24 protein-coding genes are annotated in these 22,802 nt (G+C 60.3%); 15 read left to right on the top strand and 9 right to left on the bottom strand.

All coding sequences use genetic code 11. The features are described from left to right. Window positions 1-82 precede the first annotated feature (82 nt). The 3 genes from HYX42_RS00345 (at window position 83) to HYX42_RS00335 (ending at window position 4,018) form a co-directional block, all read left to right on the top strand. Window positions 83-1,417: a tetratricopeptide repeat protein gene (locus HYX42_RS00345; protein ID WP_293398619.1), complete on the top strand. Its 1,335-nt coding sequence runs from the start codon at window positions 83-85 to the stop codon at window positions 1,415-1,417. Between the two features lie 126 nt (window positions 1,418-1,543). After that, window positions 1,544-2,524 carry a tripartite tricarboxylate transporter substrate binding protein gene (locus HYX42_RS00340; RefSeq protein ID WP_293398618.1) on the top strand — a complete coding sequence of 327 codons (981 nt, stop codon included), beginning with the start codon at window positions 1,544-1,546 and terminating at the stop codon, window positions 2,522-2,524. 69 nt (window positions 2,525-2,593) lie between these two features. Further along, the gene (locus HYX42_RS00335; RefSeq protein ID WP_293398617.1) at window positions 2,594-4,018 is read left to right on the top strand and encodes an aldehyde dehydrogenase family protein; all 1,425 of its coding nucleotides are present in this window, start codon (window positions 2,594-2,596) and stop codon (window positions 4,016-4,018) included. A gap of 26 nt (window positions 4,019-4,044) precedes the next feature. Here HYX42_RS00335 and HYX42_RS00330 read toward each other — a convergent pair whose 3' ends face one another. The 6 genes from HYX42_RS00330 to HYX42_RS00305 form a co-directional block, all read right to left on the bottom strand. After that, window positions 4,045-4,272: a helix-turn-helix transcriptional regulator gene (locus tag HYX42_RS00330; RefSeq protein WP_293398616.1), complete on the bottom strand. Its 228-nt coding sequence runs from the start codon at window positions 4,270-4,272 to the stop codon at window positions 4,045-4,047. 249 nt (window positions 4,273-4,521) lie between these two features. Next, on the bottom strand, window positions 4,522-5,001 hold the full coding sequence (locus HYX42_RS00325; RefSeq protein ID WP_293398615.1) for a DUF4124 domain-containing protein: 480 nt from the start codon (window positions 4,999-5,001) through the stop codon (window positions 4,522-4,524). Between the two features lie 71 nt (window positions 5,002-5,072). Beyond that, entirely contained in the window at window positions 5,073-5,912 is an 840-nt protein-coding gene (locus HYX42_RS00320; RefSeq protein ID WP_293398614.1) for a shikimate dehydrogenase, read from the bottom strand. Window positions 5,913-5,946: 34 nt separating this feature from the next. Beyond that, window positions 5,947-7,095, bottom strand: coding sequence for an ABC transporter substrate-binding protein (locus HYX42_RS00315; protein WP_293398613.1), 1,149 nt, complete (start codon window positions 7,093-7,095; stop codon window positions 5,947-5,949). 104 nt (window positions 7,096-7,199) lie between these two features. Continuing rightward, entirely contained in the window at window positions 7,200-8,204 is a 1,005-nt protein-coding gene (locus HYX42_RS00310) for a tripartite tricarboxylate transporter substrate binding protein (RefSeq protein WP_293398612.1), read from the bottom strand. A gap of 123 nt (window positions 8,205-8,327) precedes the next feature. Next, window positions 8,328-9,272, bottom strand: a complete 945-nt coding sequence (locus HYX42_RS00305; protein ID WP_293398611.1) for a LysR substrate-binding domain-containing protein — start codon at window positions 9,270-9,272, stop codon at window positions 8,328-8,330. A gap of 371 nt (window positions 9,273-9,643) precedes the next feature. Between HYX42_RS00305 and HYX42_RS00300 the strand changes: the two genes are divergently transcribed. From HYX42_RS00300 to HYX42_RS00255, 10 genes are all read left to right on the top strand, one after another. Continuing rightward, window positions 9,644-10,378, top strand: coding sequence for an alpha/beta hydrolase (locus HYX42_RS00300; protein ID WP_293398610.1), 735 nt, complete (start codon window positions 9,644-9,646; stop codon window positions 10,376-10,378). A gap of 20 nt (window positions 10,379-10,398) precedes the next feature. Then, window positions 10,399-11,079 carry a substrate-binding domain-containing protein gene (locus HYX42_RS00295; RefSeq protein WP_293398609.1) on the top strand — a complete coding sequence of 227 codons (681 nt, stop codon included), beginning with the start codon at window positions 10,399-10,401 and terminating at the stop codon, window positions 11,077-11,079. Between the two features lie 46 nt (window positions 11,080-11,125). Next, window positions 11,126-12,154 carry an amidohydrolase family protein gene (locus HYX42_RS00290; protein WP_293398679.1) on the top strand — a complete coding sequence of 343 codons (1,029 nt, stop codon included), beginning with the start codon at window positions 11,126-11,128 and terminating at the stop codon, window positions 12,152-12,154. Window positions 12,155-12,187: 33 nt separating this feature from the next. Then, the gene (gene ligK / locus HYX42_RS00285; protein WP_293398608.1) at window positions 12,188-12,871 is read left to right on the top strand and encodes a 4-carboxy-4-hydroxy-2-oxoadipate aldolase/oxaloacetate decarboxylase; all 684 of its coding nucleotides are present in this window, start codon (window positions 12,188-12,190) and stop codon (window positions 12,869-12,871) included. A gap of 123 nt (window positions 12,872-12,994) precedes the next feature. Next, complete coding sequence (locus HYX42_RS00280; RefSeq protein ID WP_293398607.1) at window positions 12,995-13,930, top strand: amidohydrolase family protein; 936 nt, start codon at window positions 12,995-12,997, stop codon at window positions 13,928-13,930. Between the two features lie 2 nt (window positions 13,931-13,932). Next, window positions 13,933-14,388, top strand: a complete 456-nt coding sequence (gene ligA, locus HYX42_RS00275; RefSeq protein ID WP_293398606.1) for a protocatechuate 4,5-dioxygenase subunit alpha — start codon at window positions 13,933-13,935, stop codon at window positions 14,386-14,388. 2 nt (window positions 14,389-14,390) lie between these two features. Beyond that, window positions 14,391-15,245 carry a class III extradiol dioxygenase subunit beta gene (locus HYX42_RS00270; RefSeq protein WP_293398605.1) on the top strand — a complete coding sequence of 285 codons (855 nt, stop codon included), beginning with the start codon at window positions 14,391-14,393 and terminating at the stop codon, window positions 15,243-15,245. 12 nt (window positions 15,246-15,257) lie between these two features. Then, complete coding sequence (locus HYX42_RS00265) at window positions 15,258-16,217, top strand: Gfo/Idh/MocA family oxidoreductase (RefSeq protein ID WP_293398604.1); 960 nt, start codon at window positions 15,258-15,260, stop codon at window positions 16,215-16,217. A 148-nt stretch (window positions 16,218-16,365) separates the two neighbouring features. Next, window positions 16,366-17,373, top strand: coding sequence for an aldo/keto reductase (locus tag HYX42_RS00260; protein WP_293398603.1), 1,008 nt, complete (start codon window positions 16,366-16,368; stop codon window positions 17,371-17,373). 17 nt (window positions 17,374-17,390) lie between these two features. Continuing rightward, complete coding sequence (locus tag HYX42_RS00255) at window positions 17,391-18,146, top strand: glutathione S-transferase (protein WP_293398602.1); 756 nt, start codon at window positions 17,391-17,393, stop codon at window positions 18,144-18,146. A 335-nt stretch (window positions 18,147-18,481) separates the two neighbouring features. Here the strand turns inward: HYX42_RS00255 and HYX42_RS00250 are convergent, their stop codons facing one another. Both HYX42_RS00250 and HYX42_RS00245 read right to left on the bottom strand, forming a co-directional pair. Beyond that, a complete protein-coding gene (locus HYX42_RS00250; RefSeq protein WP_293398601.1) occupies window positions 18,482-18,799 on the bottom strand; it encodes a hypothetical protein in 318 nt (105 codons plus the stop codon). After that, window positions 18,796-18,966, bottom strand: coding sequence for a hypothetical protein (locus HYX42_RS00245; protein WP_293398600.1), 171 nt, complete (start codon window positions 18,964-18,966; stop codon window positions 18,796-18,798). Before HYX42_RS00245 ends, HYX42_RS00250 begins: the two co-directional genes overlap by 4 nt. 221 nt (window positions 18,967-19,187) lie before the next feature. Between HYX42_RS00245 and HYX42_RS00240 the strand changes: the two genes are divergently transcribed. After that, window positions 19,188-19,655, top strand: a complete 468-nt coding sequence (locus HYX42_RS00240; protein ID WP_293398599.1) for a CHRD domain-containing protein — start codon at window positions 19,188-19,190, stop codon at window positions 19,653-19,655. 74 nt (window positions 19,656-19,729) lie between these two features. Here the strand turns inward: HYX42_RS00240 and HYX42_RS00235 are convergent, their stop codons facing one another. Next, window positions 19,730-20,143: a DUF2784 domain-containing protein gene (locus HYX42_RS00235; RefSeq protein ID WP_293398598.1), complete on the bottom strand. Its 414-nt coding sequence runs from the start codon at window positions 20,141-20,143 to the stop codon at window positions 19,730-19,732. A 172-nt stretch (window positions 20,144-20,315) separates the two neighbouring features. On the opposite strand from HYX42_RS00235, the gene HYX42_RS00230 reads away from it, so the two are divergent. After that, entirely contained in the window at window positions 20,316-22,700 is a 2,385-nt protein-coding gene (locus HYX42_RS00230; RefSeq protein WP_293398597.1) for a YgiQ family radical SAM protein, read from the top strand. Window positions 22,701-22,802 lie beyond the last annotated feature (102 nt).

Raw genomic sequence — 22,802 nt, 5'->3', positions numbered from 1 at the left:
TGACGAGGCAAAAATGCCCGCCCGCTTCATGCGGCGGGCATTTTTATTTGTGACTGGCGGGCAGCATGTATAAACAGTGCCCATGAGCAGCACCCCACCCCATTTTGAAGAAGCCAAACGCGCTTTTCTTGCAGGCATAGCGCATTACGAAGCAGGCAGCTTTCCTGAGGCGCGCAGCAGTTTTGAAGAGGCATTGCTGCTTGTGCCGGGTCGCGTCTCCACGCTCGGCAACCTGGCCGCCACGCTCATCCGGCTCGATGATCCGCAGGCAGCCCTGCCGCTGCTTGAGCAGGCCCTCGCGACAGACCCTGCCTACCTGGACGCCTGGCTGCACCGCAGCGAGGCGCTTGCAACATTGGGGCGCCATGACGATGCGCTGGCCAGCCTGGACAGCGCGCTGACCCTGAAGCCCGACAGCGTTCCCGCCCTCTACCAGCGCAGCGTGCTGCTCAACACCATGGGCCGTCATGCCGAATCGCTGGCGGCCAGCGCGCGGCTGGTCGCGCGTGAGCCAGCCAACACCGATGGCTGGGCTGTTCGGGCAGAAGCCCTGCACAGGCTGGAGCGGCTTGAAGATGCGCTGCGCGCGTTCGATACCCTGCTTGAGATTGACCCCAAGCAGCACCGGCCCTGGAGCCAGCGCGCGGGCATCCTCAAGGACCTGGGCTACCGCGAAGACGCAGCCGCATCGTTCAGGCAGGCCATTGCGCTGGGCGGTGATGCGGCGCTCAACGGCTACTTTCTGGCATCACTGACGGGCGAGGGCGCACCAGCCACCGCGCCGCCCGGGTATGTCGAGGCATTGTTTGATGACTACGCGGGGTTGTTCGACACCCACCTCGTCAATGTGCTGGGCTACAAGGCGCACAGCGTGCTGGTCGGGCACGCGCAGGCGGTGGGCAAAAAACACTATCGTGCTGCGCTTGACCTGGGTTGCGGCACCGGCCTGTGCGGCCCGCTGGTAAAAGCCTTTGCAGATCGGGTGGACGGCGTGGACCTGTCGTCAAAAATGATTGCGAGGGCCGGCGAGCTGGGTGTTTACAGCAGCCTGGTGCAGGCTGATCTGGCGAGTTTTCTGCAGGGCACAGACCAGCGCTATGACATGGTGTTGTCTGCCGACGTGTTCATTTATGTCGGGGCGCTGGAAGCCGTGTTTGCAGGCGTTGAGCGTGTGCTGGAGCCTGGCGGCCTGTTCTGTTTTTCAGTGGAGCGGGCCGAACAGGATGAGGATGGATCGGCGGGGGCGGATGTCGAGTACCGGCTCATGCCCAGCCAGCGTTATGCACATTCGCTGCACTACCTGAGGGCGCTGGCCGCCAGCCATGGGTTCAGGGTTGCCGATGTGCTGGAGCAGCCGATCCGCGAAGAGCAGAAAAAGCGTGTCGAGGGCTTCTTTGTTTACCTCCTGAAGACCTGAGCGGCTGGTGGCTGGCGGCACTTCCGGTGCCACCTGGCGATTTCGCTCCGCGAAAAGTTGGAAATTTTCAGTTGTTGGTATCAGTGGTTTCTGTGGACACTCCGCCCATAACTACTGGAGACAACGATGAAAATCGCCGCATTCCCCCGCGCGCTTGCATGCATGGCAAGCCTTTTACTCGCGCTGCCGGGTGCTGTTCATGCGCAAAGCGACTGGCCCAACAAGCCTGTCCGCATCATTGCGGCCTTTGCGCCTGGCGGCAGTTCCGACCTGGTGGCCCGTCAGCTCGCGCTGTACCTGAGCACGCGCTACGGCCAGCAGTTCATTGTCGAGAACCGCCCCGGCGCAGGCGGCAATATCGGGGTGACGTTTGTGGCCAAGGCAGCGCCTGACGGCTACACACTGGGCCTGGGTACATCGGGGCCGCTGGCCAACAACAAGTCGCTTTACAACCCCATGCCCTACGACGCCGAGAAAGACCTCTCGCCCATTGCCCTGGTTGGCGAAATTCCGCTGATGATCGCCGTCAACCCGTCGGTGAAGGCGAGCAATCTGAGCGAGCTGGTGGCCCTGAGCAAGACCGGCACTAACGTACTGTCGCTCTCCCATCCGGGCAACGGCACCATAGGGCACCTGGCTATCGAGTACCTGCGCATCAACAGCGGTGCCAGGCTGCTGTCGATTCCCTATAAGGGCGATTCGCCCGCGATGACTGATGCCATCAGCGGCCAGGTCAATGGCGTTTCGGCGCCTGTCACATCGCTGATTCCAAACGTGCAGGGCGGCAAGCTGAAAGCACTGGCCGTCACAGCAAAAACCCGTTTTGCAGGGCTGCCCAACGTTCCTACGGCCAATGAACAGGGCATCAAGCTGGAGGCCACGGTGTGGAGCGCCATGGTGGGGCCGGCAGGCTTGCCGAAGTCCATCGTTGCGTCGCTGAATCAGGAAATCAACAAATACACCAGTTCTGCCGAAGGCAAGGCCAAGCTGGCTTCGCTGGGCATGACGCCGCTGGCCGGCACACCCGCCCAGCTCAGCGCCCTGATGGCCACCGAGGCGAAGAAGTGGAAGCAGGTGGTTCAGTCCGCAAAGATTTCGGTCGAGTAAGGCCGGTGCGGCCGGCCCCCGGTTCCGCATCAACAGCCCGCCGCAAGCGGGCATCAAGAGAAAAGAACGATGGACAAATTGAATTTCTACATTGACGGCGGCTGGGTGGCTCCGGCCATTCCTGCAAGGCTAGGTATCGTCAATCCCGCCACGGAAGAAACCTTCGCGCGTATCAGCCTGGGTTCAGCGCAGGACGTTGACAAGGCCGCACAGGCCGCGCGGCGGGCGTTCGACAGCTACTCCGGAGAGAGTGTTGAACAGCGCCTGGGCTACCTGAACAACATCATTGCCGGTTTCCGGGCGCGCCTGCCCGAGCTGGCCCGGATGATGACGCTGGAGATGGGCTCGCCCATCACGTTTGCGACTGAACGGCAGGCGACCGTTGCGCTGTTTCATTTTGAGGAAGCTGCGCGCGTGCTGGCCTCCTACCAGTTTGAGGAGAAGATGGGCAACGGCATCGTGCGCCGCGAACCCATCGGTGTCTGCGGGCTGATCACGCCATGGAACTGGCCGCTGAACCAGGTGGCTTCCAAGGTCGCACCTGCGCTGGCCACAGGTTGCACCGTGGTGCTCAAACCCAGCGAGATTGCACCGCTCAGCGCCATGCTGCTGGCCGAAATCATTCACGACGCAGGTGTGCCCGCCGGTGTCTTCAACCTGGTCAACGGCGACGGCCCGACGGTGGGTGAAGCGATAGCGCGGCATCCGGAAATCGACCTCATCTCTTTCACCGGCTCTACGGGTGCGGGCATCAAGGTCGCCAAGCTGGCCGCGGACACCGTCAAGCGTGTCGCACAGGAGCTGGGCGGCAAGTCGGCCAACATCATCCTGGCCGATGCCGACCTGAAGGCTGCGGTTATTGCAGGTGTGCACTCCTGCTACACCAATGCAGGGCAGAACTGCCAGTCGCCGACCCGCATGCTGATCCCGCGTGCGCAGCGTGAGGCCGCCTTCGAAGCGGCGCGTGAGGCGGTGGCAGCCATCCGGCTGGGCGACCCGCTGGACCCGGCATCCACCATGGGGCCGCTGGTCAGCCAGGCACAGTTCGACAAGGTTCAGGGCCTGATACAGGCCGGCGTGGATGAGGGCGCGACGCTGGTGGCAGGCGGCACCGGCAGGCCCGAGCATGTGGGTAGCGGTTACTACGTGCGGCCCACGGTGTTTGGCGATGTCACGCGCGACATGCGCATCGCGCGTGAGGAGGTCTTCGGCCCCGTACTCTCCATCATGAGTTATGACTCGGAAGACGAAGCGATTTCGATTGCAAACGATACGCTCTTCGGCCTGGCCGGTTTTGTGCAGTCCAGGGACCTCAAGCACGCCCGCAAGGTGGCCAACCGCATCAGGGCAGGGCGTGTTTACATCAATGGCGCCACGTTTGACCGCAGCCTGCCTTTCGGCGGCTACAAGCAGTCCGGCAACGGGCGCGAGTTCGGTGTTTTCGGATTCGAGGAATACCTTGAGGTGAAGGCCATCCTGGGCTCGCAGGAGTAGCCCTTGGGGGAGGCGTTGCCGAGGCTTTAAAGCGCGTCGGCTTCGCCGCTACCGTCGATGATGTCCAGTCCCATGCCCAATACGGCCAGCACGGCCAGCAGTTTGCGGGTGCCGAATTCTTCAACATGGCCGCGTTCGAAACGTGAGAGTGTCTGGCTGGCGATGCCGGCCTTGGCGGCGACCTCACCCTGGCGCAAACCCAAAGACCTGCGGTGGAGTGCAACTGCGGTGCCGATTTCCTGGAGTGACTGCATTTTTTTGCCTTTTGCGGTTTACGTTAAAAATTTGCTGTACACATCAAATTATTAACGTAGATGTCAATTTTTGCAAGCAGCCAGGCGGCAGGGCGCCAAAAAAACCGAAAAAGGCTTCAATGAGATCCGAAAATGGCATTTTCAGGCATTAAATCGGCCTGCAGGCCAATGAATACGCACGTGAGCAGCTATGAAATTAATAGTGATCGGCCGTCTTCGTGCCAGCCGATACCGTTTATGCCGGCTGTGTCAACGCACCAGTATGCGGTTGTTGATCGTTGTGTTTGTGCGGTTCGGCTCCTGCATGCCGCAGGTGCCGTACATCATGGATCGTTTTGCCTCAATGATTTCGGGGCTGTTGAATTTGGAACTGGCGGTCACTTCGTAGTCGCGCCTGGCTCTTTCGCAAGCCACTTGATCGATGCGCTCAGCCTGCAGGTCCGCCTGGGTTCGCTGGGGCGCAGACGGCGCCGCCGCTTTTTCACGCTCGTTGAGCTGTTCTTTCAGGCGCTCGTTTTCCTGCCGCAGTATGAGTTCCCGGTTTCCCGAAGAGTCGAGGGAATTTGCCCTTGCCCTGACTTTTCCGTGGGAAAGGTCAGCGCTGCACGGGGTGTCTGAAAACTCAACTTTCCCCGAAGAGTTCTGGCATTTGTAGTGCGTCTGCGCCTGGGCGCCTGAGATGCAGGCAAGGGCAAGCGCCAGAGAGACGGCCATCTGTTGAGAGGTCATTGTCGAGTCCTTTGACGTTGGTACAGCCAGATTTAACACCATCTGGCGTGTACCGGCGGCCGTCCACAGGGTCAGAAGGTGGCGATCAGCGCCTGCTTGAGCTCTTCGGTGATCTCGGGCATGACGCCAAACCATGCATGGAAGGCCGGCCGCGCCTGATTGAGCAACATGCCCAGGCCATTGACGGTGGGGTTGCCGCGTTTTCGGGCGGCTGCCAGAAGCGGCGTCTCCAGCGGTACATAAATCACATCGGAGACCAGCGCGTGTTTTGGCAGCGCATCAAGATTCAGGTCGAGGTCTGGCTGGCCGTGCATGCCCTGGCTGGTGGTGTTGACCAGCAGCGCCACATCGGCCAGAGCCGCGTGGCGTTCTTCCCAGGGCAGGGCTTTGACCGGCACGCCGAATTCGTTCGCCAGGGCCTCTGCCTTGTCGAAGGTGCGATTGAGCAGGCGTATTTCCTTTGCGCCGCGGTCGGCCAGGCTGAGCACCACGGCACGCGCCGCGCCGCCAGCGCCCAGCACGGTGATGGGGCCTGCATCGGCGCGCCAGTCAGGCTGGGCGTCGATGAGGCTCTGGATGTAGCCGAAACCGTCGTTGTTGAAACCCTTCAATGAGCCGTCGGGCTGGACCACGATGGTGTTCATCGCGCCCATGCGTTTGGCCATGATGTCCACCTCGTCGACCAGTTGCATGGCATCGACCTTGTGCGGAATGGTGATGTTGCAACCCCTGAAACCCAGTGCAGCCAGGCCGGGCACAGCCAGCGCCAGCTTGCCGGGGGCTACCGGCAACTGCACATAGGCGCCATTCAGGCCGTACTTCCTGATCCAGTGGTTATGGATGGCGGGTGAGCGTGAATGCGCCACGGGCCAGCCCATGATGCCGGCCAGGCCAAAAGGTAAAGAACTCATTGAAACGGGTTTCCTGTCGAGGTTTGTATTGCGTTTATTTTTTGCCAACAGCTGGCAGGATGGCACTGACCACCTGCCTGCCATTTTCGACCCTGGTCATGTAGCTCTCGCGGTCCAGGTCGCCGTTGGCGTCAAAACTCACATCCAGCAGGATGCCGGGGTGATCCTTGACCTGCAGCGAGATGCCCTTCATGGCAGCGGCAAAAGCCTTTGAGTCGAACCTGCCCAGCTTTTCCGTCACCGCCTTGACGATGTACATGCCGCTGTAGCCTTTCAGGCCATTGTGATCGGACTTGACCTTGTATTCGGCCACAAAGGCATCGCTGAATTTCTTGACCAGCGGTTGCGGCGCGTCTGCCGTCAGGCCGACGTGGGCCACCGCGCCGTTGGCGGCTTCGCCTGCCAGCTCAATGACTTTCTGGCTGGTCAGCACGGTTTCGCCGATCAGGGGCTTGGTATAGCCCTGCTTGCGGAACTCGCGCAGCGCGCGGGCGGATTCTTCTTCATTGCTGTAGACAAATACCGCATCGCTGCCGGACTGTTTCGATTTCAGCACCGCAGCGCTGAAGTCGACCTGGCCGGGTTCGGTCGAGATGCTGTTGGGCACCTTGATGCCGCGCGCTTCGAGCTCTTTTTTGATCAGGTCCAGGCCGCCCTTGCCGAAGTCGTTGTTGACGTAAATCACATCAACGGTTTTGGCCTTGACGGTGTCGCGTATGTAGTTGGCAATCTTGGGCATGGCCGTCGATTGGGTGAACGAGGTGCGGAACACGTAGGGGTTGCCCTGCTGCGTGATGGCGGCTGCCTCGCCGCCCGTGAAGTTGGGGATCTCCGCACGTTTGGTCTCGGCCATGCTGACCATGATGGAGCCGGAAAAAACCGGGCCCATCACCACGTAGGCCCCCTGGTCAATCGCCTTCTGCGCCAGCGCCTTGGCCACGCCGGGGTTGGACTGGGTGTCCATGGAGACATAGTTGACGCGGCGTCCCAGGATGCCGCCGGCAGCGTTGATTTCCTTCACCGCAAGCTTCACGCCGTTGTCAAAGTTGCTGCCGGACGTGGCGCCGGTGCCGCTGAGTTCGACCAGGCCAAAGATGGGCACCGTTTGCTGCGCCGATACAAAGCCTGCGGCGGCGATGGCCAGTCCGCCAATCAATGACTTGATCCTGAAAGATGTCTGCATGTCTTGTCTCCGTTGTTGTATGTGAAATGGAAATGGGCAAGCGACTTTAGTCCCGTTTGCCCTCGCAGCCTCTGATGGTTTGCCCTGTCAGGGCTTGCCCAGATTCAGTCTGCCTTGACGCGGCCTGACTGGATCACCGGCTTCCAGCGCGCGATTTCGCGAACGATGAGCTGGCCAAAGGCTTCCGGTGTTGTTGGCATGGCAATCGCGCCTTCGCTGGTCATGCGGGCCTTGAGTTCGGCGCTGCCCAGCGACTGGTTGATCTGCGCGTTGAGTTTCATGACGATGTCTCGCGGCGTACCGGCCGGCGCGACAACACCGTACCACTGGTCGGCTTCAAAGTCCTTGTAGCCCAGTTCGGCCACGGTCGGCAGGTCGGGCAGGGCATCGAGCCGTTTGGGCGATGACACGGCCAGGGCCCGCAACTGGTTGTTTTTGATCTGGCCCAGCACGGCTGGCGCGCCTGTAAACAGCACCTGGATCTGCCCGCCCATCAAGTCGGTGACGGCGGGCGCCGTGCCCCGGTAGGGAATATGCACGATGGACGCGCCGGTCTGCAGCTTGAAGTATTCGGTGGCCAGGTTGGCTGCGCTGCCGTTGCCGCCCGAGCCGTAGTTCAGCTTGCCCGGATTGGCCTTTGCATAGGCGACGAGTTCTTTCACCGACTTTGCAGGCACAGAGGGGTGCACCACCAGCACATTGGGCACGCGTGCCACCCAGGCCACAGGCGCAAAACTTTTCACCGCGTCGTAAGGCAGGTTGGGGTAGAGCGAGGGGTTCACGCCCAGCGTGCCGATGTGGCCCATCAGCAGCGTGTAGCCGTCAGCCGGCGCCTTGGCCACCTTGTCGGCGCCTACGCTGCCGCCCGCACCGGGTACGTTGTCAACGATGACAGGCTGGCCCCATGCTTTTGTCAGCTCCTGACCGATGGAGCGCGCCAGGATGTCGGTGCTGCCACCGGGTGTGAAGGGCACGACTATGCGGATCGGCCTGGATGGCCAGGTTGCAGGTTGGGCTTGCGCAAAACTACCGGATATGAAACCGGAAACGAAGATACTGGTGAGCAGGACGCCCGCCGCACTCAGGTAGTTTTTCCTGCACAGTCTCATGTTGTTATTCCTTCTGGTGAGCCGCAAAGTGTGCCCGGCGCAGGGCATAAAACGCCAGAGCAGTTTTGCTATATCAGCTATGGGAAATTGCCCGGTTGGCATGGCTGAGGTCGTCTTGCGGGCTCAGGAGTAAGGTTTCATGGCCTCGGCCAGCACGGTCTGCACAACTTCAACCGCCTTCTTTTGTGTCTCGGTGCTGGGCCGGCGCGCAGAGCGCACCAGCATGAGCTGGCTCATGATGCGCGGCGAGTGAATGCTGCGCAGCGTGAACTGGTCGGTGTCGTCATAGTTGCTGAGCGTGTAGCTGGGCAGTACGGCATGGCCCATACCTTCCTTGACCAGGCTCAGGATGGCGTTGAGGCCGTCAACCTCCAGTGAGATCTGCGGCTTGCGGCCAATGACCACCATTTCGCCTTCGATGAGGATGCGAAATGCATTCGGGCGGCTGGGCAATATCAGGGGCAGGGCGGCGACCTGCGCCAGGCTGATGGGTTCGCGCGTGCGCGGGACTTTCCTGCCGGGCGGTTTTTCCGGGCTCGCGGTGGGCGCATCTTCTTTTTTCGAGATCAGCACCAGCTCTTCGGAATGCAGCGTGGTCATCTCTACTTCAGGCGAATGCTCGGGGTTGTAGAGCACGGCCATGTCGAGGTTGCCGACGCGCAGGCCTTCATACATCACGACCGAGAAACCTTCGGTCAGCGTCAGGTGGGCTTGCGGCAATTGCTGGCGGAAAGCGCGCGTCAAAGGCACGGTGATCAGCCGCGACAGGCTGGGCGGCAGGCCTATGGATACCCGGCCCGCCAGCGCGCCACGCACGGCGCCCAGCTCTTCACGCGCCACATCCACCTGGTGCAATATGCCCCGCCCGTGCTTGAGCAGCAGGTTGCCGGCCTCGGTTGGCAGCGCGCCCCGGCCATTGCGGGTCAGCAGGCTTTGCCGCAGTTCCACTTCAAGCAGCCGGATCTGGCGGCTCAGGGCCGGCTGGGCGATGTCCAGCGCAATCGAGGCCCGGGTAAAGCTGCCCAGTTCGGCGACGCGTACGAAGTATTCCAGCTGCTTGAGATCCATTAGCGGGGCCTATGCACACTATTTTCAGGAGTGCGAACGCGGTGAAAACAGCGCCAATCAAGGCGCGCGACGACGGCAAGGCTCTTGCCTTGCCTAGGAGTGCAACGCTGAGTGGCGCTGTTTTCACCCCGTTCCCTGCGGGTTGTGATCAAAAGGGCCGTGCGCGGCGTTGCAAAGCCTTGATGGGGTCTACCCCATCTACGTTTTGCGCCTTGCGCACAGCCCTTTTGACTCACAACGCATCTCCTGAAAATAGTGTGCATAGGCCCCGATTTTATTGCTATAACATTTTGAGCGATATACGCGTTTGTTCTAACTGGTAGCTGCGGCAGCTGCTTTTCATTAGTTGCCTACGCATTCAAAATGGCCTGGTGACAAACAATACATCCGTGCCTGCTGACCGCACCCTGCTTTTGCTTCCCGGTCTGATGTGTGACCACGCCTTCTGGCAGCCCTTACTGGATGCGCCTGCACTTGGTGTGAGCTGCCTTGTGGTCGATTACGGCGATGCCGATACCCTCACTGCCATGGCGCAGGCGGTTCTGGCCGTCGCACCACCCGTTTTCTCGCTGGCCGGTCACTCCATGGGTGGCCGCGTGGCCCTGGAGGTTGTGCGACTGGCACCCGAACGTATAGAGCGCCTGATACTGATGGACACCGGCCACCTGGCCCGCGTGCCTGGCGAAAAAGGTGAGACCGAAAAAGCCGGCCGCATGGCGCTGCTCGCGATTGCAGAAAAAGACGGCGTCCGGGCCATGGCCGCCGAGTGGGTCAAGGGCATGGTGCACCCTGACCGTCTGGGTGACGCTGAACTGATTGAGGCCATCGTCACCATGTTTGAGCGCAAGACGGCCGCACGTTTTGCGCGTCAGCAGAATGCATTGCTGTCGCGGCCTGACGGCAGCCCGGTGCTGGTGGGGCTCAAGGTCCCCTGCATGGTGCTCTGCGGCAGGCAGGACGCCTGGGCCAATGTGGAACAACACCAGGCCATTCAGGCGCTTGCGCCGCATGCCAGCCTGGTTGTGATTGAAGACGCCGGTCATATGGTGCTGATGGAAAAACCTGAACCCACCATCCAGGCCATCAAAGAATTCATGAGCAAATAACGAGATTCCCGGAGACCCTGATGCTGAAATTGATTTCCTCGATGGCCACTCGCCAGGTGCTTGCGGAGCTTGCAGCAGCCTGGCAAAAGTCCTCCGGTGTGGAGGTGAACATCGAATCCGTCGGTGGCGTGGACGCTGCCAAACGTGTGCAGGCCGGTGAAGCGTTTGATGGCGTGGTGCTGGCATCGGATGCCATCGACAAACTCATCGCCAGTGGTCAGGCCGTGGCCGGCAGCCGTGTGGATCTTGTGCGCTCCAGCGTCGCCATTGCCGTCAAGGCCGGCACGCCAAGGCCAGACATCAGCACTGAAGCAGCCCTGCGCAGCGCCATTGAGGCCGCGCCTACGATTGGCTATTCGACCGGCCCCAGCGGAACGGCGCTGGTCAAACTGTTTGAGAAATGGGGCATTCTTGAAGCCCTCAAGCCGCGCATTGTTCAGGCACCGCCAGGCGTACCTGTGGGCACCCTGGTCGCGCGCGGTGAGGTGGCGCTGGGCTTTCAGCAACTGAGCGAGCTCATGCACCTTGAAGGCATTGATGTGATAGGTACCATGCCTGAGCCCGTCAGCATCACCACCATTTTTTCAGCAGCGACATGCGCAGCGTCTTCACAGGGCGGGACATTTGCCCAACTGGCAGCCTTTATGGCGTCAGCGCAGGCCGCCGACGTCAAGCGCAGCCAGGGCATGGACCCCGCTTGAGGCTTCAACCCACAAACACATCACTATTAGAGGAGCACCCATGTCATTGATCATCGATTGTCACGGTCACTACACCACCGCGCCCAAGGCGCTGGAGACCTGGCGCAACCAGCAGATTGCAGGCATCAAGGACCCGGCCACGATGCCAAAGGCCAGCGACCTGAAAATCAGCGATGACGAGTTGCGTGAATCAATCGAGACCAACCAGCTGCGTTTGATGAAAGAGCGCGGCAGCGACATCACGCTGTTCAGCCCCCGCGCCAGCTTCATGGCACACCACATCGGCGATTTCCATGTGTCGTCGACCTGGGCGGCCATCTGCAATGAACTCTGCTACCGCGTCAGCCAGCTGTTCCCCGACAACTTCGTGCCTGTGGCCATGCTGCCGCAATCGCCTGGCGTGGACCCCAAGACCTGCATCCCCGAGCTGGTCAAGTGCGTTGAGCAATACGGCAATGTCGGCATCAACCTGAACCCTGACCCATCCGGCGGCCACTGGACCTCGCCGCCGCTGTCCGACCGCCACTGGTATCCGATCTACGAGAAGATGGTCGAGTACGACATCCCGGCCATGATCCACGTCTCGACGAGCTGCAACCATGCATTTCACACCACAGGCGCGCATTACCTCAATGCCGACACCACGGCTTTCATGCAGTGCCTGACCAGCGATCTCTTCAAGGACTTCCCGACGCTGAAGTTCCTGATTCCCCATGGCGGCGGTGCCGTGCCTTACCACTGGGGCCGTTTCCGTGGCCTCGCGCAGGAGCTGAAAAAGCCGCTGCTCCAGGACCACCTGCTGAACAATATCTTCTTTGACACCTGCGTGTACCACCAGCCTGGCATCGACCTGCTCAATACCGTGATCCCGGTGAAGAACGTGTTGTTTGCTTCTGAAATGATTGGCGCCGTGCGCGGCATAGACCCGGAGACGGGCAACTATTACGACGACACCAAGCGTTATATCGAGGCGTCAAAAATCCTCAGTGCCGATGACCGCCACCAGATTTACGAAGGCAATGTACGTCGCGTCTTCCCGCGCCTCGATGCGCAACTGAAGGCCAAGGGCCGCTGAGTCCCGTATCCAATAAATCGCTGAAAGAAAAAAATGACAGAACTGGGCATCGTCAAACGCAATATCACCCGTGCCGACAAGGCAGCGGTCGACAAACTGGGCCGCTTCGGCTCCGCCACCGTGCATGAAGCCATGGGCCGCGTCGGCCTGATGAAACCTTACATGCGGCCTATCTACGCCGGTGCGCTGGTCTCGGGCACGGCCGTGACGGTGCTGCTGCATCCCGGCGACAACTGGATGATGCATGTCGCAGCAGAGATGATCCAGCCCGGCGACATCGTGGTGGCCGCCATCACTGCTGACAACTGCGACGGCTTTTTCGGCGACCTGCTGGCCACCTCGTTCATGGCGCGCGGCGCAAAGGCGCTGGTGATCGACGCCGGCGTGCGCGACGTGAAGGAACTGACCTCCATGGGCTTTCCGGTCTGGAGCAAGGGCATCAGTGCCAAGGGCACCATCAAGGCGACGCTGGGTTCCGTGAACATCCCTGTGGTGTGTGCAGGCGTCAATGTCAATGCGGGCGATGCCATCGTAGCAGATGACGATGGCGTGGTGGTGGTACCCGCAGAGTGGGCTCAAAAAGTGGCTGATGCCGCAGAGGCCCGTGAGGCCAACGAAGGCGAGAAACGCAAGAAGCTCGCCGCCGGCGTTCTCGGCCTGGACATGTACAACATGCGCGAGCCGCTGGCCAGGGCCGGACTGAAATACATCGACTAAAAACTGGCTACCCCCCGAAGCGCCTGCGGCGCCTCCCCCCAGGGGCAACACCTGTGGCCCGGCAAAGCCGGTTCCACTGTGTTACTGGTAAAGAAATTTGCAATTGAAAGTGATTGCCGAGAAATGACCCAACAAAACGACAAACCCACAAGTGGCGGCTACACAAAAACGCCGGGCTGGCTGGACTGGTACACCGGCCCCAGCAAACCAAAATTCAAATTGCCTGCAGGCGCTGTCGATGCGCATTGCCATGTGTTCGGCCCGGGCGAAGAATTTCCCTACGCGCCCGAGCGCAAGTACACACCGTGCGATGCGTCCAAACAGCAGCTGTTCGCCTTGCGCGATCATCTCGGCTTTGACAGGAATGTGATTGTTCAGGCGACCTGCAACGGCGCCGACAACCGCGCCATGGTCGATGCATTGAACGCCGCCAACGGCAGGGCGCGGGGCATTGCCACCGTCAAACGTTCCGTCAGCGATCAGGAGTTGCAGGACCTGCACGCTGCCGGGGTGCGTGGCGTACGCTTTAATTTCGTCAAGCGCCTGGTCGACTTCACGCCCAAGGACGAGTTGCTGGAGATCGCCAACCGCATCAAGCCGCTGGGCTGGCATGTGGTGATTTATTTTGAGGCAGTGGACCTGCCGGAACTGTGGGACTTCTTCACCGCCCTGCCGACGACAGTGGTGGTGGACCACATGGGCAGGCCTGACGTGACCAAGCCGGTTGACGGGCCGGAGTTCGAGCTTTTCGTGAAGTTCATGCGCCAGCACCCGAATGTCTGGAGCAAGGTGACCTGCCCTGAGCGCCTTACGGTCAGCGGCCCGCCCGCCCTGAATGGCGAGCAGAATGCATACCGGGATGTACTTCCCTTTGCAAAAAAGCTGGTGGAGGAATTCCCCGACCGCGTGCTCTGGGGCACCGACTGGCCGCACCCCAACCTGAAAGACCATATGCCCGATGACGGCTTGCTGGTTGACTTCATTCCGCACATTGCGACCACGCCAGAATTGCAGAAAAAGCTGCTGGTGGATAACCCGACCCGCCTCTATTGGAGCTGAAGATGTCACTGGAAAAACCTTACCTTGATGTGCCCGGCACGACCTTGTTCGACATGGACCAGTCGCGTGCCGGCTATTGGCTCAACCAGTTCTGCATGTCCTTGATGAAACCCGAGAACCGCGAGCGTTTCAAGGCCAACCAGCGCGCCTATGTGGACGAATGGCCGATGAGCGAAGAGCAAAAGCAGGCCGTTCTGGATCAGGACCTGAACAAGGCCATTTCCCTGGGCGGCAACATTTACTTCCTGGCCAAGCTGGGCTCCACGCACGGCAAGAGCTTTCAGCAGATGGCGGGCAGCATGACGGGCATGACCGAAGAGGAATACCGCGACATGATGGTTGCAGGCGGCCGCTCCATTGAGGGTAACCGTGTCATCGGCGAAGACGGGACTGCGCAGCCGCATCGCCAGCCGCAAGGCAAAGCAGGAACTCAAGCAAAAACTGAAGGGAAAGCCTGATCATGGCCAAAATCACTGCAAGCGTTTACACCTCGCACGTCCCCGCCATCGGGGCCGCTGTTGACCTGGGTAAAAGCAATGAGCCTTACTGGCAGCCGGTCTTCAAGGGTTATGAATACTCGAAACAATGGCTCAAGGACAACAAGCCTGACGTCATCATCCTGGTGTTCAACGACCACGCGACGGCTTTCAGTCTCGAAATGATTCCGACTTTTGCCATCGGCTGTGCTGCTGAATACGCAGTCGCTGACGAAGGCTGGGGCCCGCGCCCTGTGCCCAAGGTGATTGGTCATCCCGAACTGGCCTCACACATCGTGCAGTCGGTCATACAGGATGACTTTGACCTGACCATCGTCAACAAGATGGATGTGGACCACGGCCTGACCGTACCGCTGACGCTGATGTGCGGCCAGCCCGATGAGTGGCCATGCCCGGTGATCCCGGTCGCCATCAACGTGGTGCAGTACCCCGTGCCTTCCGGCAAGCGCTGCCTTAACCTGGGCAAGGCCATCCGCAAGGCGGTTGAGTCGTTCGACAAGGACCTCAATGTGCAGATCTGGGGCACCGGCGGCATGAGCCACCAGTTGCAGGGCGCGCGCGCGGGCCTGATCAACAAGGAGTTCGACAGCAAGTTCATGGACCTCCTGATCAAGGATCCCGAAGCGCAGGCTGCCGTGCCCCACATCAACTATGTGCGTGAAGCCGGCAGTGAGGGCATTGAGCTGGTCATGTGGCTGACAGCGCGCGGTGCGATGTCTGACCTCAACGGCGGCCCGCCACCGACGGTGAAGCACCGCTTCTATCATGTCCCCGCTTCCAACACGGCGGTAGGCAACCTGATTCTCGAGAACAACTAAGGCAAGAAAATAATGAGCAAAACCATCAAAGTAGCACTTGCCGGCGCTGGTGCCTTCGGCATCAAGCATCTGGACGGCATCAAAAACATCGACGGCGTTGAAGTGGTGTCGCTGGTCAGCCGCGAGCTTGAAAAGACAAAGGAAGTGGCCGCCAAATACAACATCGGCCATGTCACCACCGACCTCAACGAGAGCCTGGCGCTCAAGGAGGTCGATGCCGTCATCCTGTGCACGCCGACGCAAATGCACGCCGACCAGACCATCGCCTGCCTGAAGGCCGGCAAGCATGTGCAGGTCGAGATTCCTCTGGCCGATACGCTCAAGGGCGCGCAGGCTGTGGTGGACCTGGCCAAAACCAGCGGCCTGGTAGCGATGTGCGGCCACACCCGCCGCTTCAACCCCAGCCACCAGTATGTGCACAAGGAAATCACTGCGGGCAAGTTCAACATCCAGCAACTGGATGTGCAGACCTATTTCTTCCGCCGCACCAACATGAATGCCATGGGCCAGGCACGTTCATGGACGGACCATTTGCTGTGGCACCACGCTGCCCACACGGTTGATTTGTTCGCCTACCAGTGCGGTAGCCCCATCGTGAAGGCCAACGCCATCCAGGGGCCTATCCATCCGGTGCTGGGCATCGCCATGGACATGAGCATCCAGCTCAAGGCTGCGAATGGTGCGATCTGCACCCTGTCACTGAGCTTTAACAACGACGGCCCGCTGGGCACCTTTTTCCGCTACATCGGCGATACCGCCACCTACCTCGCACGTTACGACGATCTGTTCAACGGCAAGGACGAAAAGATCGATGTCAGCAAGGTTGATGTGAGCATGAACGGCATCGAGCTGCAGGACCGCGAGTTTTTTGCAGCCATCAAGGAAGGCCGTGAGCCCAACAGCAGCGTGGCCAAAGTGTTGCCGTGCTACCAGGTGCTGCATGACCTTGAAAAACAGCTGAACGCAGGCTGATCTTCAGGGTTCAGGCCATGGAAAATCACTGACAGAAAATTTCTCCAAAGCCAAGCAAAATAGGGCGGTTACCCAAAGCGCAATGCGATGGGGCCGCCCTTCGTTTTTTGCGGCACGCAACAACAGATTCAGATCATCAAGGATACAAATGAAAACCAGACAACTCGGCCCCTTCAACGTTGGTGAAATCGGCCTCGGCTGCATGAACCTGAGCCATGCCTACGGCGCGCCGGTGTCGGCAGAGCAGGGCGAGCGTGTGCTGCTGGCTGCACTTGACGCGGGCGTGACCCTGTTCGACACCGCCACCCTGTACGGTTTTGGGGCCAACGAGACGCTGGTCGGCCGGGTCATGAAGCCGCATCGCAGCAAGTTCACCCTTGCCAGCAAATGCGGTATGTCCGGCGTCGATATTGCCGGCGACGGCAAGCTTGTGCGGGTGATCGATGGGCGACCCGAAACCATTATCAAGAGTTGCGAGGCCAGCCTGCGGCGCCTGCAGACCGATGTGATTGATCTGTACTACCTTCACCGCTGGGACAAAAAAGTGCCGATTGAAGACAGTGTGGGTGCGCTGGCTGACCTGGTGCAAAAGGGGCATATCCGCAGCATCGGTCTGTCGGAAGTGTCAGCCACGACCCTGCGCAAGGCACATGCGGTGCACCCTATTGCAGCCGTGCAAACCGAGTATTCGCTGTGGACGCGCAACCCTGAAATTGCCGTGCTCGACGCCTGCCGCGAACTGGGTGCCGCCTTTGTGGCCTTCAGCCCTGTGGCGCGCGGTTACCTGTGCGGCGACCCGATTGATGTCAGTGCGCTGGACGCCAAGGACATCCGACGCGCCATGCCGCGTTTTTCTGCCGAGAACTACGCTGCCAATCTCCAGTTGTTGCCGGCTTACCATGCACTGGCCAAAGAGGCGGGTTGCAGCCCGGCTCAATTTGCGCTGGCATGGCTGCTTCAGAAAGCACCGCACATTATTCCCATCCCCGGCACGACCAGCGTTGACCACCTGCTTGATGACCTCGGTGCAGCACATGTCAAGCTTGAGCCGGCGCTGGTCGCCAAAGCCGAAAAACTCATCAACCAGCACACGGTGACCGGCCCGCGTTACAACCCGCAGGGCACCTCTGAGGTTGATACCGAAGTGTTTGCATAAACGCCGGCGGGTATTGCGTGGCAAACAGCACATACCAGTTGCACTACTGGCCGACCATACAGGGGCGTGGTGAGTTTGTGCGTCTGGCGCTGGAGGCTGCCGCTGCGGATTACGTCGATGTGGCGCGTGGCCGTACCAGCCAGGGTGAGGACCTGACAGATGCTGCCGGCATGGCGGCCATGATGCACATCATGAACAGCCCCTCGGTCGAACGCCCGCCGTTTGCACCGCCTTTTCTGGTGCATGGCAAGACGGTGGTGGCGCAGACCTCTGCCATCCTGCTTTACCTTGGCCCACGCCTGGGCCTGGTCGGGAAGAGTGAAACCCAGCGCCTCTGGACGCACCAGTTGCAGTTGACGATTGCCGACGCCGTGACTGAAGCGCACGACACCCATCACCCGGTAGCCACAAGCCTGTACTACGAAGACCAGAAGGCAGAGGCTGCCAAACGGGCCAAAGACTTCCGCACAAAACGCATACCCAAATACCTGCACTGGTTTGAGACCGTGCTGGAGCGCAATTCCGGGGGCAACAGCTTTCTTGTGGGTGGCCGCCTCAGTTATGCCGACCTGTCGCTTTTCCAGCTTGTCGATGGTTTGTTGTATGCGTTCCCGAAGGCGGCTCGCCGCGCCCTGAAAAAGACGCCGCTTGTCTCTGCGTTGCACCAGCATGTGGGTCAGCACCGGCGCCTGGCTGCTTATCTGGGCAGCGACAGGCGCATCGCCTTTAATGAGAGCGGCATCTTCCGGCGCTATCCGGAGCTTGATGCCTGAACGGCCCGAGTTTTCAACTCACGGCGCATTGATTTTGATGTATACGTTAAATTATTGACGTATACATTCAAAACCTCTTAAAAGTTAACGTCCATATTAACTTTTGCCGCTTCGGGGCGTTGGAGACGCTGAAAATGCGCCCCAGAAGACAGAAAAACGGCTATTTTGAGCATCAAATCAGGCTGCAGGCCAATAAATACGTACGTGAGCAGCTATTAAATACATAGCGTTTGATGCCTGCCCCCATCCACCCCGTTCGTTCAGGGCATCCACGCTGACCTGTGCAGCTGTCGCATGGGTACACAACAGGCTGGCTGATGCCTGCGACCGGAAATTCAGTTCCTGAGCCGGCTGTCGCAATCGACCTGTGCATCCAGCTGCATGCCCTGCCTTGAGTAGTCGCTGTCGGTGACCTTGCAGCGTGATGCCTGCTCTATGGCAGAAAGCAAAGCCGCCTTGCCCGGTGTGCTGCCACTGATGACCCGGGGGCTGCCCGCTGCCGTGGCTATCCATGTGCCCGCTGTGAGCTGGGCGATGACGTAAGAGGCCCCTGCAATGGTGACAGTGCTTGAAGTACTCTTTTCAAGGGACGTTGATGAGCAGGCTGCAAGCGCCAGGCACGTCATTGCAGCAAGTACCCGAAATGTCTTCATGCAGCGTTGCCGCCCGCTTTGGTCGCCATTGCATGCGTGGGGGTTTCGACAAGCACGGCAGCCTTGGGTTCAGGAATCTTGGGTGGCGCCTTGGGTATTTTTGTATCCGGGCAACCAGACAGAAGGCCGGATGCGATGACAAACGCTAGCGGCAACAGGGGTTTCATGGTGTCTCCTGAAGTGGTGGGCACTGGGGGGGCAATGTGTTTGTCATCATAGGGGCTCAGGGCAGGGCTTATTATGCAAACAACAAGTTCGCGCCTATCGCCTACAGGAAGGTGCGAAAGCGGCAGATATTCTCTTTTTGTCCAGCGCCGCGCCATCGGGTTTCTCCCGAAGACTTCCTGGCGGCAACGGACTAACAATGATTTTTTAACCGGGAGTTCAAATGCTTTACACACGCCGCCTCGCAACCCGCGCTTCTTTTTCCGCCCTCGCAGTCCTGACGCTTGCCGTCGTCACCGGGTGCGGCTCCATGAGCCCACCACCATCAAACATGGTGGCCCTGACCACCCAACTGCGCGGTGCCAATGAGGTGCCACCCAAACCGTCCAATGCCACCGGTACCGTTGACGCGGTGTTCAACAAGGACAACAACCTTCTGCGCTGGAAGGTCAGCTACACCGGGTTGTCCGGCCCAGCAACGGCAGGCCACTTTCATGGGCCGGCGCCCGTCGGTGCCAATGCGGGTGTGGCACTCGGCTGGCCTGGCGCCATCACCAGCCCCATGGAGGGCAGCGCCACCCTGACGGCTGCGCAGGCCGCCGACCTGCTGGCTGGCGGCTGGTACGCCAACATCCATACTGCTGCAAATCCAGCGGGCGAAATCCGCGGCCAGATGACGGTGCGCAACTAAAGCAAGGATCACAAACGGGCCTTCGTGGCCCTGGCTGACACAAAGGCTGGTGACTTTCAAGGCACCAGCCTTTTTTATGCACGTCTAAATCGGCGCGGTGGTATCCACCACCAGGTCAGCAGCACCAGCGCGCCAAACATGCTGTAAGCCATCACAAAAACCCAGGCAGGTGCGTTGAAGAAGATCAGGCGCGACAGCCAGTGTTCGATAAATGACTCGCCATAGGCGGTCTGGCCTGCCTCGCGCCGCAGCAGCTGTTCCCAGATGGTCAGCGGACAGGTCGCGCCCATCCAGCTTTGAACAATCACGAAGCCCAGCAGCAGAAGGTGGGCCAGCCTGATCCACAGCCTGTGCACCCATGCCCATTGCAGCATGCCGCCCAGTACAAACAGCAGTTGGCCCAACACGACAAACGCGACGATGCCGACGTGCGCAACCAGCACAAGGTCTGCAAGCATGGCGCTGGTTGATGTCGAAAAGGTGATCACAAGGCTTGGATGACCCCTGGCTATCAGGAGTTCACAGGGCAACGCACAGGCCAAGGTTAGTGCACTTAAATCACGCCGGCGGCGCTTTATATGCCCTTTGTAGGGCTTTAAGCCTTGATTTACAAGGGAAAAATCAGGGCAAACCTTACAATAGAAGGTTAACCCCTGAATCATGAACGCCCCCATAGACGTCTCCTTTTTCGCGCGTGCCGCAAAGCCACTGACCAGCTACAGAAAGTACTGGGCGGCGCGTTTCGGCACGGCCAAATTTCTGCCGACCAGCCGTGCGGAGATGGACGCGCTTGGCTGGGACAGCTGCGACGTCATCATCGTCACGGGTGACGCCTATGTAGACCACCCCAGCTTTGGCATGGCCGTGATAGGCCGCATGCTGGAAGCCCAGGGTTTCCGGGTCGGCATCATCGCGCAGCCGGACTGGCAAAGTGCAGATCCCTTCAAGGTGCTGGGCAAGCCCAACCTCTTCTGGGGCGTGACGGCCGGCAACATGGATTCGATGATCAACCGCTACACGGCTGACCACAAGATACGCAGCGACGACGCCTACACCCCCGGCGACATTGGCGGCAAACGCCCGGACCGCGCCGCCATCGTGTATTCACAGCGTTGCCGCGAAGCCTTCAAGGATGTGCCGATTGTGCTGGGCGGCATTGAAGGCTCGCTGCGCCGTATTGCGCACTACGACTACTGGTCTGACAAGGTGCGCCGCTCCATCGTGGTGGACGCCAAATGTGACCTGCTGCTGTATGGCAATGCCGAGCGGGCGATTGTTGAAATCGCGCACCGCCTCGCGGCCCGCGAACCCATTGCGACCATGACGGACATCCGCGGTACTGCGTTTATTCGCCGCAGCGGCGATGAAACCTCCCAAGGCTGGTTCGAAATCGATTCGACCAGCGTGGATGCACCGGGCAGGGTAGAGGCGCACGTCAATCCCTACATGATGATTTCCGACGTGGCGAAAGAGCAGGGCGCGACCTGTGCACGTGAAGACGAGGCTGCGGGTGTGGCCGTGCAGGCCGAGGCTGCCGGATCGCCGGCGATAACGGCAGTCAAGTCCGCCAACCCGGCCATCAAGCCACTGACCTTCGTGCCTAACCCCTCGTTGCCTTCGATGCAGGGCAAGATCCGCGTCCCGCCGCGTGACCGTTCCGTCATCCGCCTGCCGTCCTATGAACAGGTGAAAAGCGATGCGGTGCTGTACGCACACGCCAATCGCGTGCTGCATCTTGAGACCAACCCCGGCAATGCACGTGCCCTGGTTCAGGCGCACGGCGAAGGCGCGACTGCGCGCGATGTGTGGATCACGCCACCGCCCATCCCGCTGACCACGGCCGAGATGGACTACGTGTTTGATTTGCCCTATGCACGTGCACCGCACCCCAGCTATGCCGATGAAAACGGCAGCCACGACCACGCCACCAAAATACCCGCGTGGGAGATGATCCGCTTCAGCGTCAACATCATGCGCGGGTGTTTTGGGGGGTGTACCTTCTGCTCCATCACCGAGCATGAAGGCCGCATCATCCAGAGCCGCTCTGAAGACTCCGTGATCCGCGAGATTGAAGCCATACGCGACACGGTGAAGGGCTTTACCGGCGCGATTTCCGACCTTGGCGGGCCGACGGCCAATATGTACCGCATAGGCTGCAAGTCGCCCGAGATCGAGGCCGCCTGCCGCAAGCCTTCCTGCGTGTACCCGGGCATCTGCTCCAACCTGAACACCGACCACAACCCGCTCATCAAGATGTACCGCCGTGCGCGGGCGCTCAAGGGTGTGAAGAAAATCCTGATCAGCTCGGGCCTGCGTTATGACCTGGCCGTGCAAAGCCCCGAGTATGTGAAAGAGCTGGTCACCCATCACGTTGGCGGCTACCTGAAGATCGCGCCCGAGCATACCGAGCAGGGGCCTCTGACGAAGATGATGAAGCCCGGCATAGGCAGCTATGACAAATTCAAGCAGATGTTCGAGAAGTACACGCTCGAGGCCGGCAAGAAGCAGTTCTTGATTCCATACTTCATCGCGGCCCACCCGGGCACCAGTGATGACGACATGATGAACCTGGCGATCTGGCTGAAGAAAAACGGTTTTCGCGCCGACCAGGTCCAGACCTTTTACCCCAGCCCGATGGCCACCGCCACGGCGATGTACCACACCAACAAAAACCCGCTGCGCAAGATCACGCGCGACAGCGAGTCGGTAGACATCGTGCGCGGTGAGCGCCGCCGCAGGCTGCACAAGGCCTTCCTGCGTTACCACGACCCCAACAACTGGCCGTTGCTGCGCGAAGCCCTGAAGAACATGGGCCGCGCCGACCTGATAGGCAATGGCAAACACCACCTGATCCCGACCTTCCAGCCCATGGTTGACGGGAGTTATCAAAGTGCGCGGCGCAAAAATTCGACCACCGTCTCAAAGACGTCGCCTGCCGCGTCGCCGGTGAAAGGCCGCATCCTCACCCAACACACGGGCTTGCCGCCACGCGACAACGGATCACGCAAACCTGCGGGTAAGGCGGGCATACGCAGGCCGCGCTAGGGACATAGGGCCCCCACGCTTTCCACTTCGTGTGGTTCGCTGCCCCCCGAGGTGGCGCTGCGCCTGCGGCCCGGCGAAGCCGTTTCCGCGGCCCCTGCTTGC

Origin of the sequence: Polaromonas sp., assembly GCF_016185115.1 — a bacterium.
Lineage (GTDB): Bacteria > Pseudomonadota > Gammaproteobacteria > Burkholderiales > Burkholderiaceae_C > Polaromonas.
The sequence above is the reverse complement of the archived record's forward strand: the minus strand, read 5'-3'. Positions and strand labels throughout refer to the sequence as shown.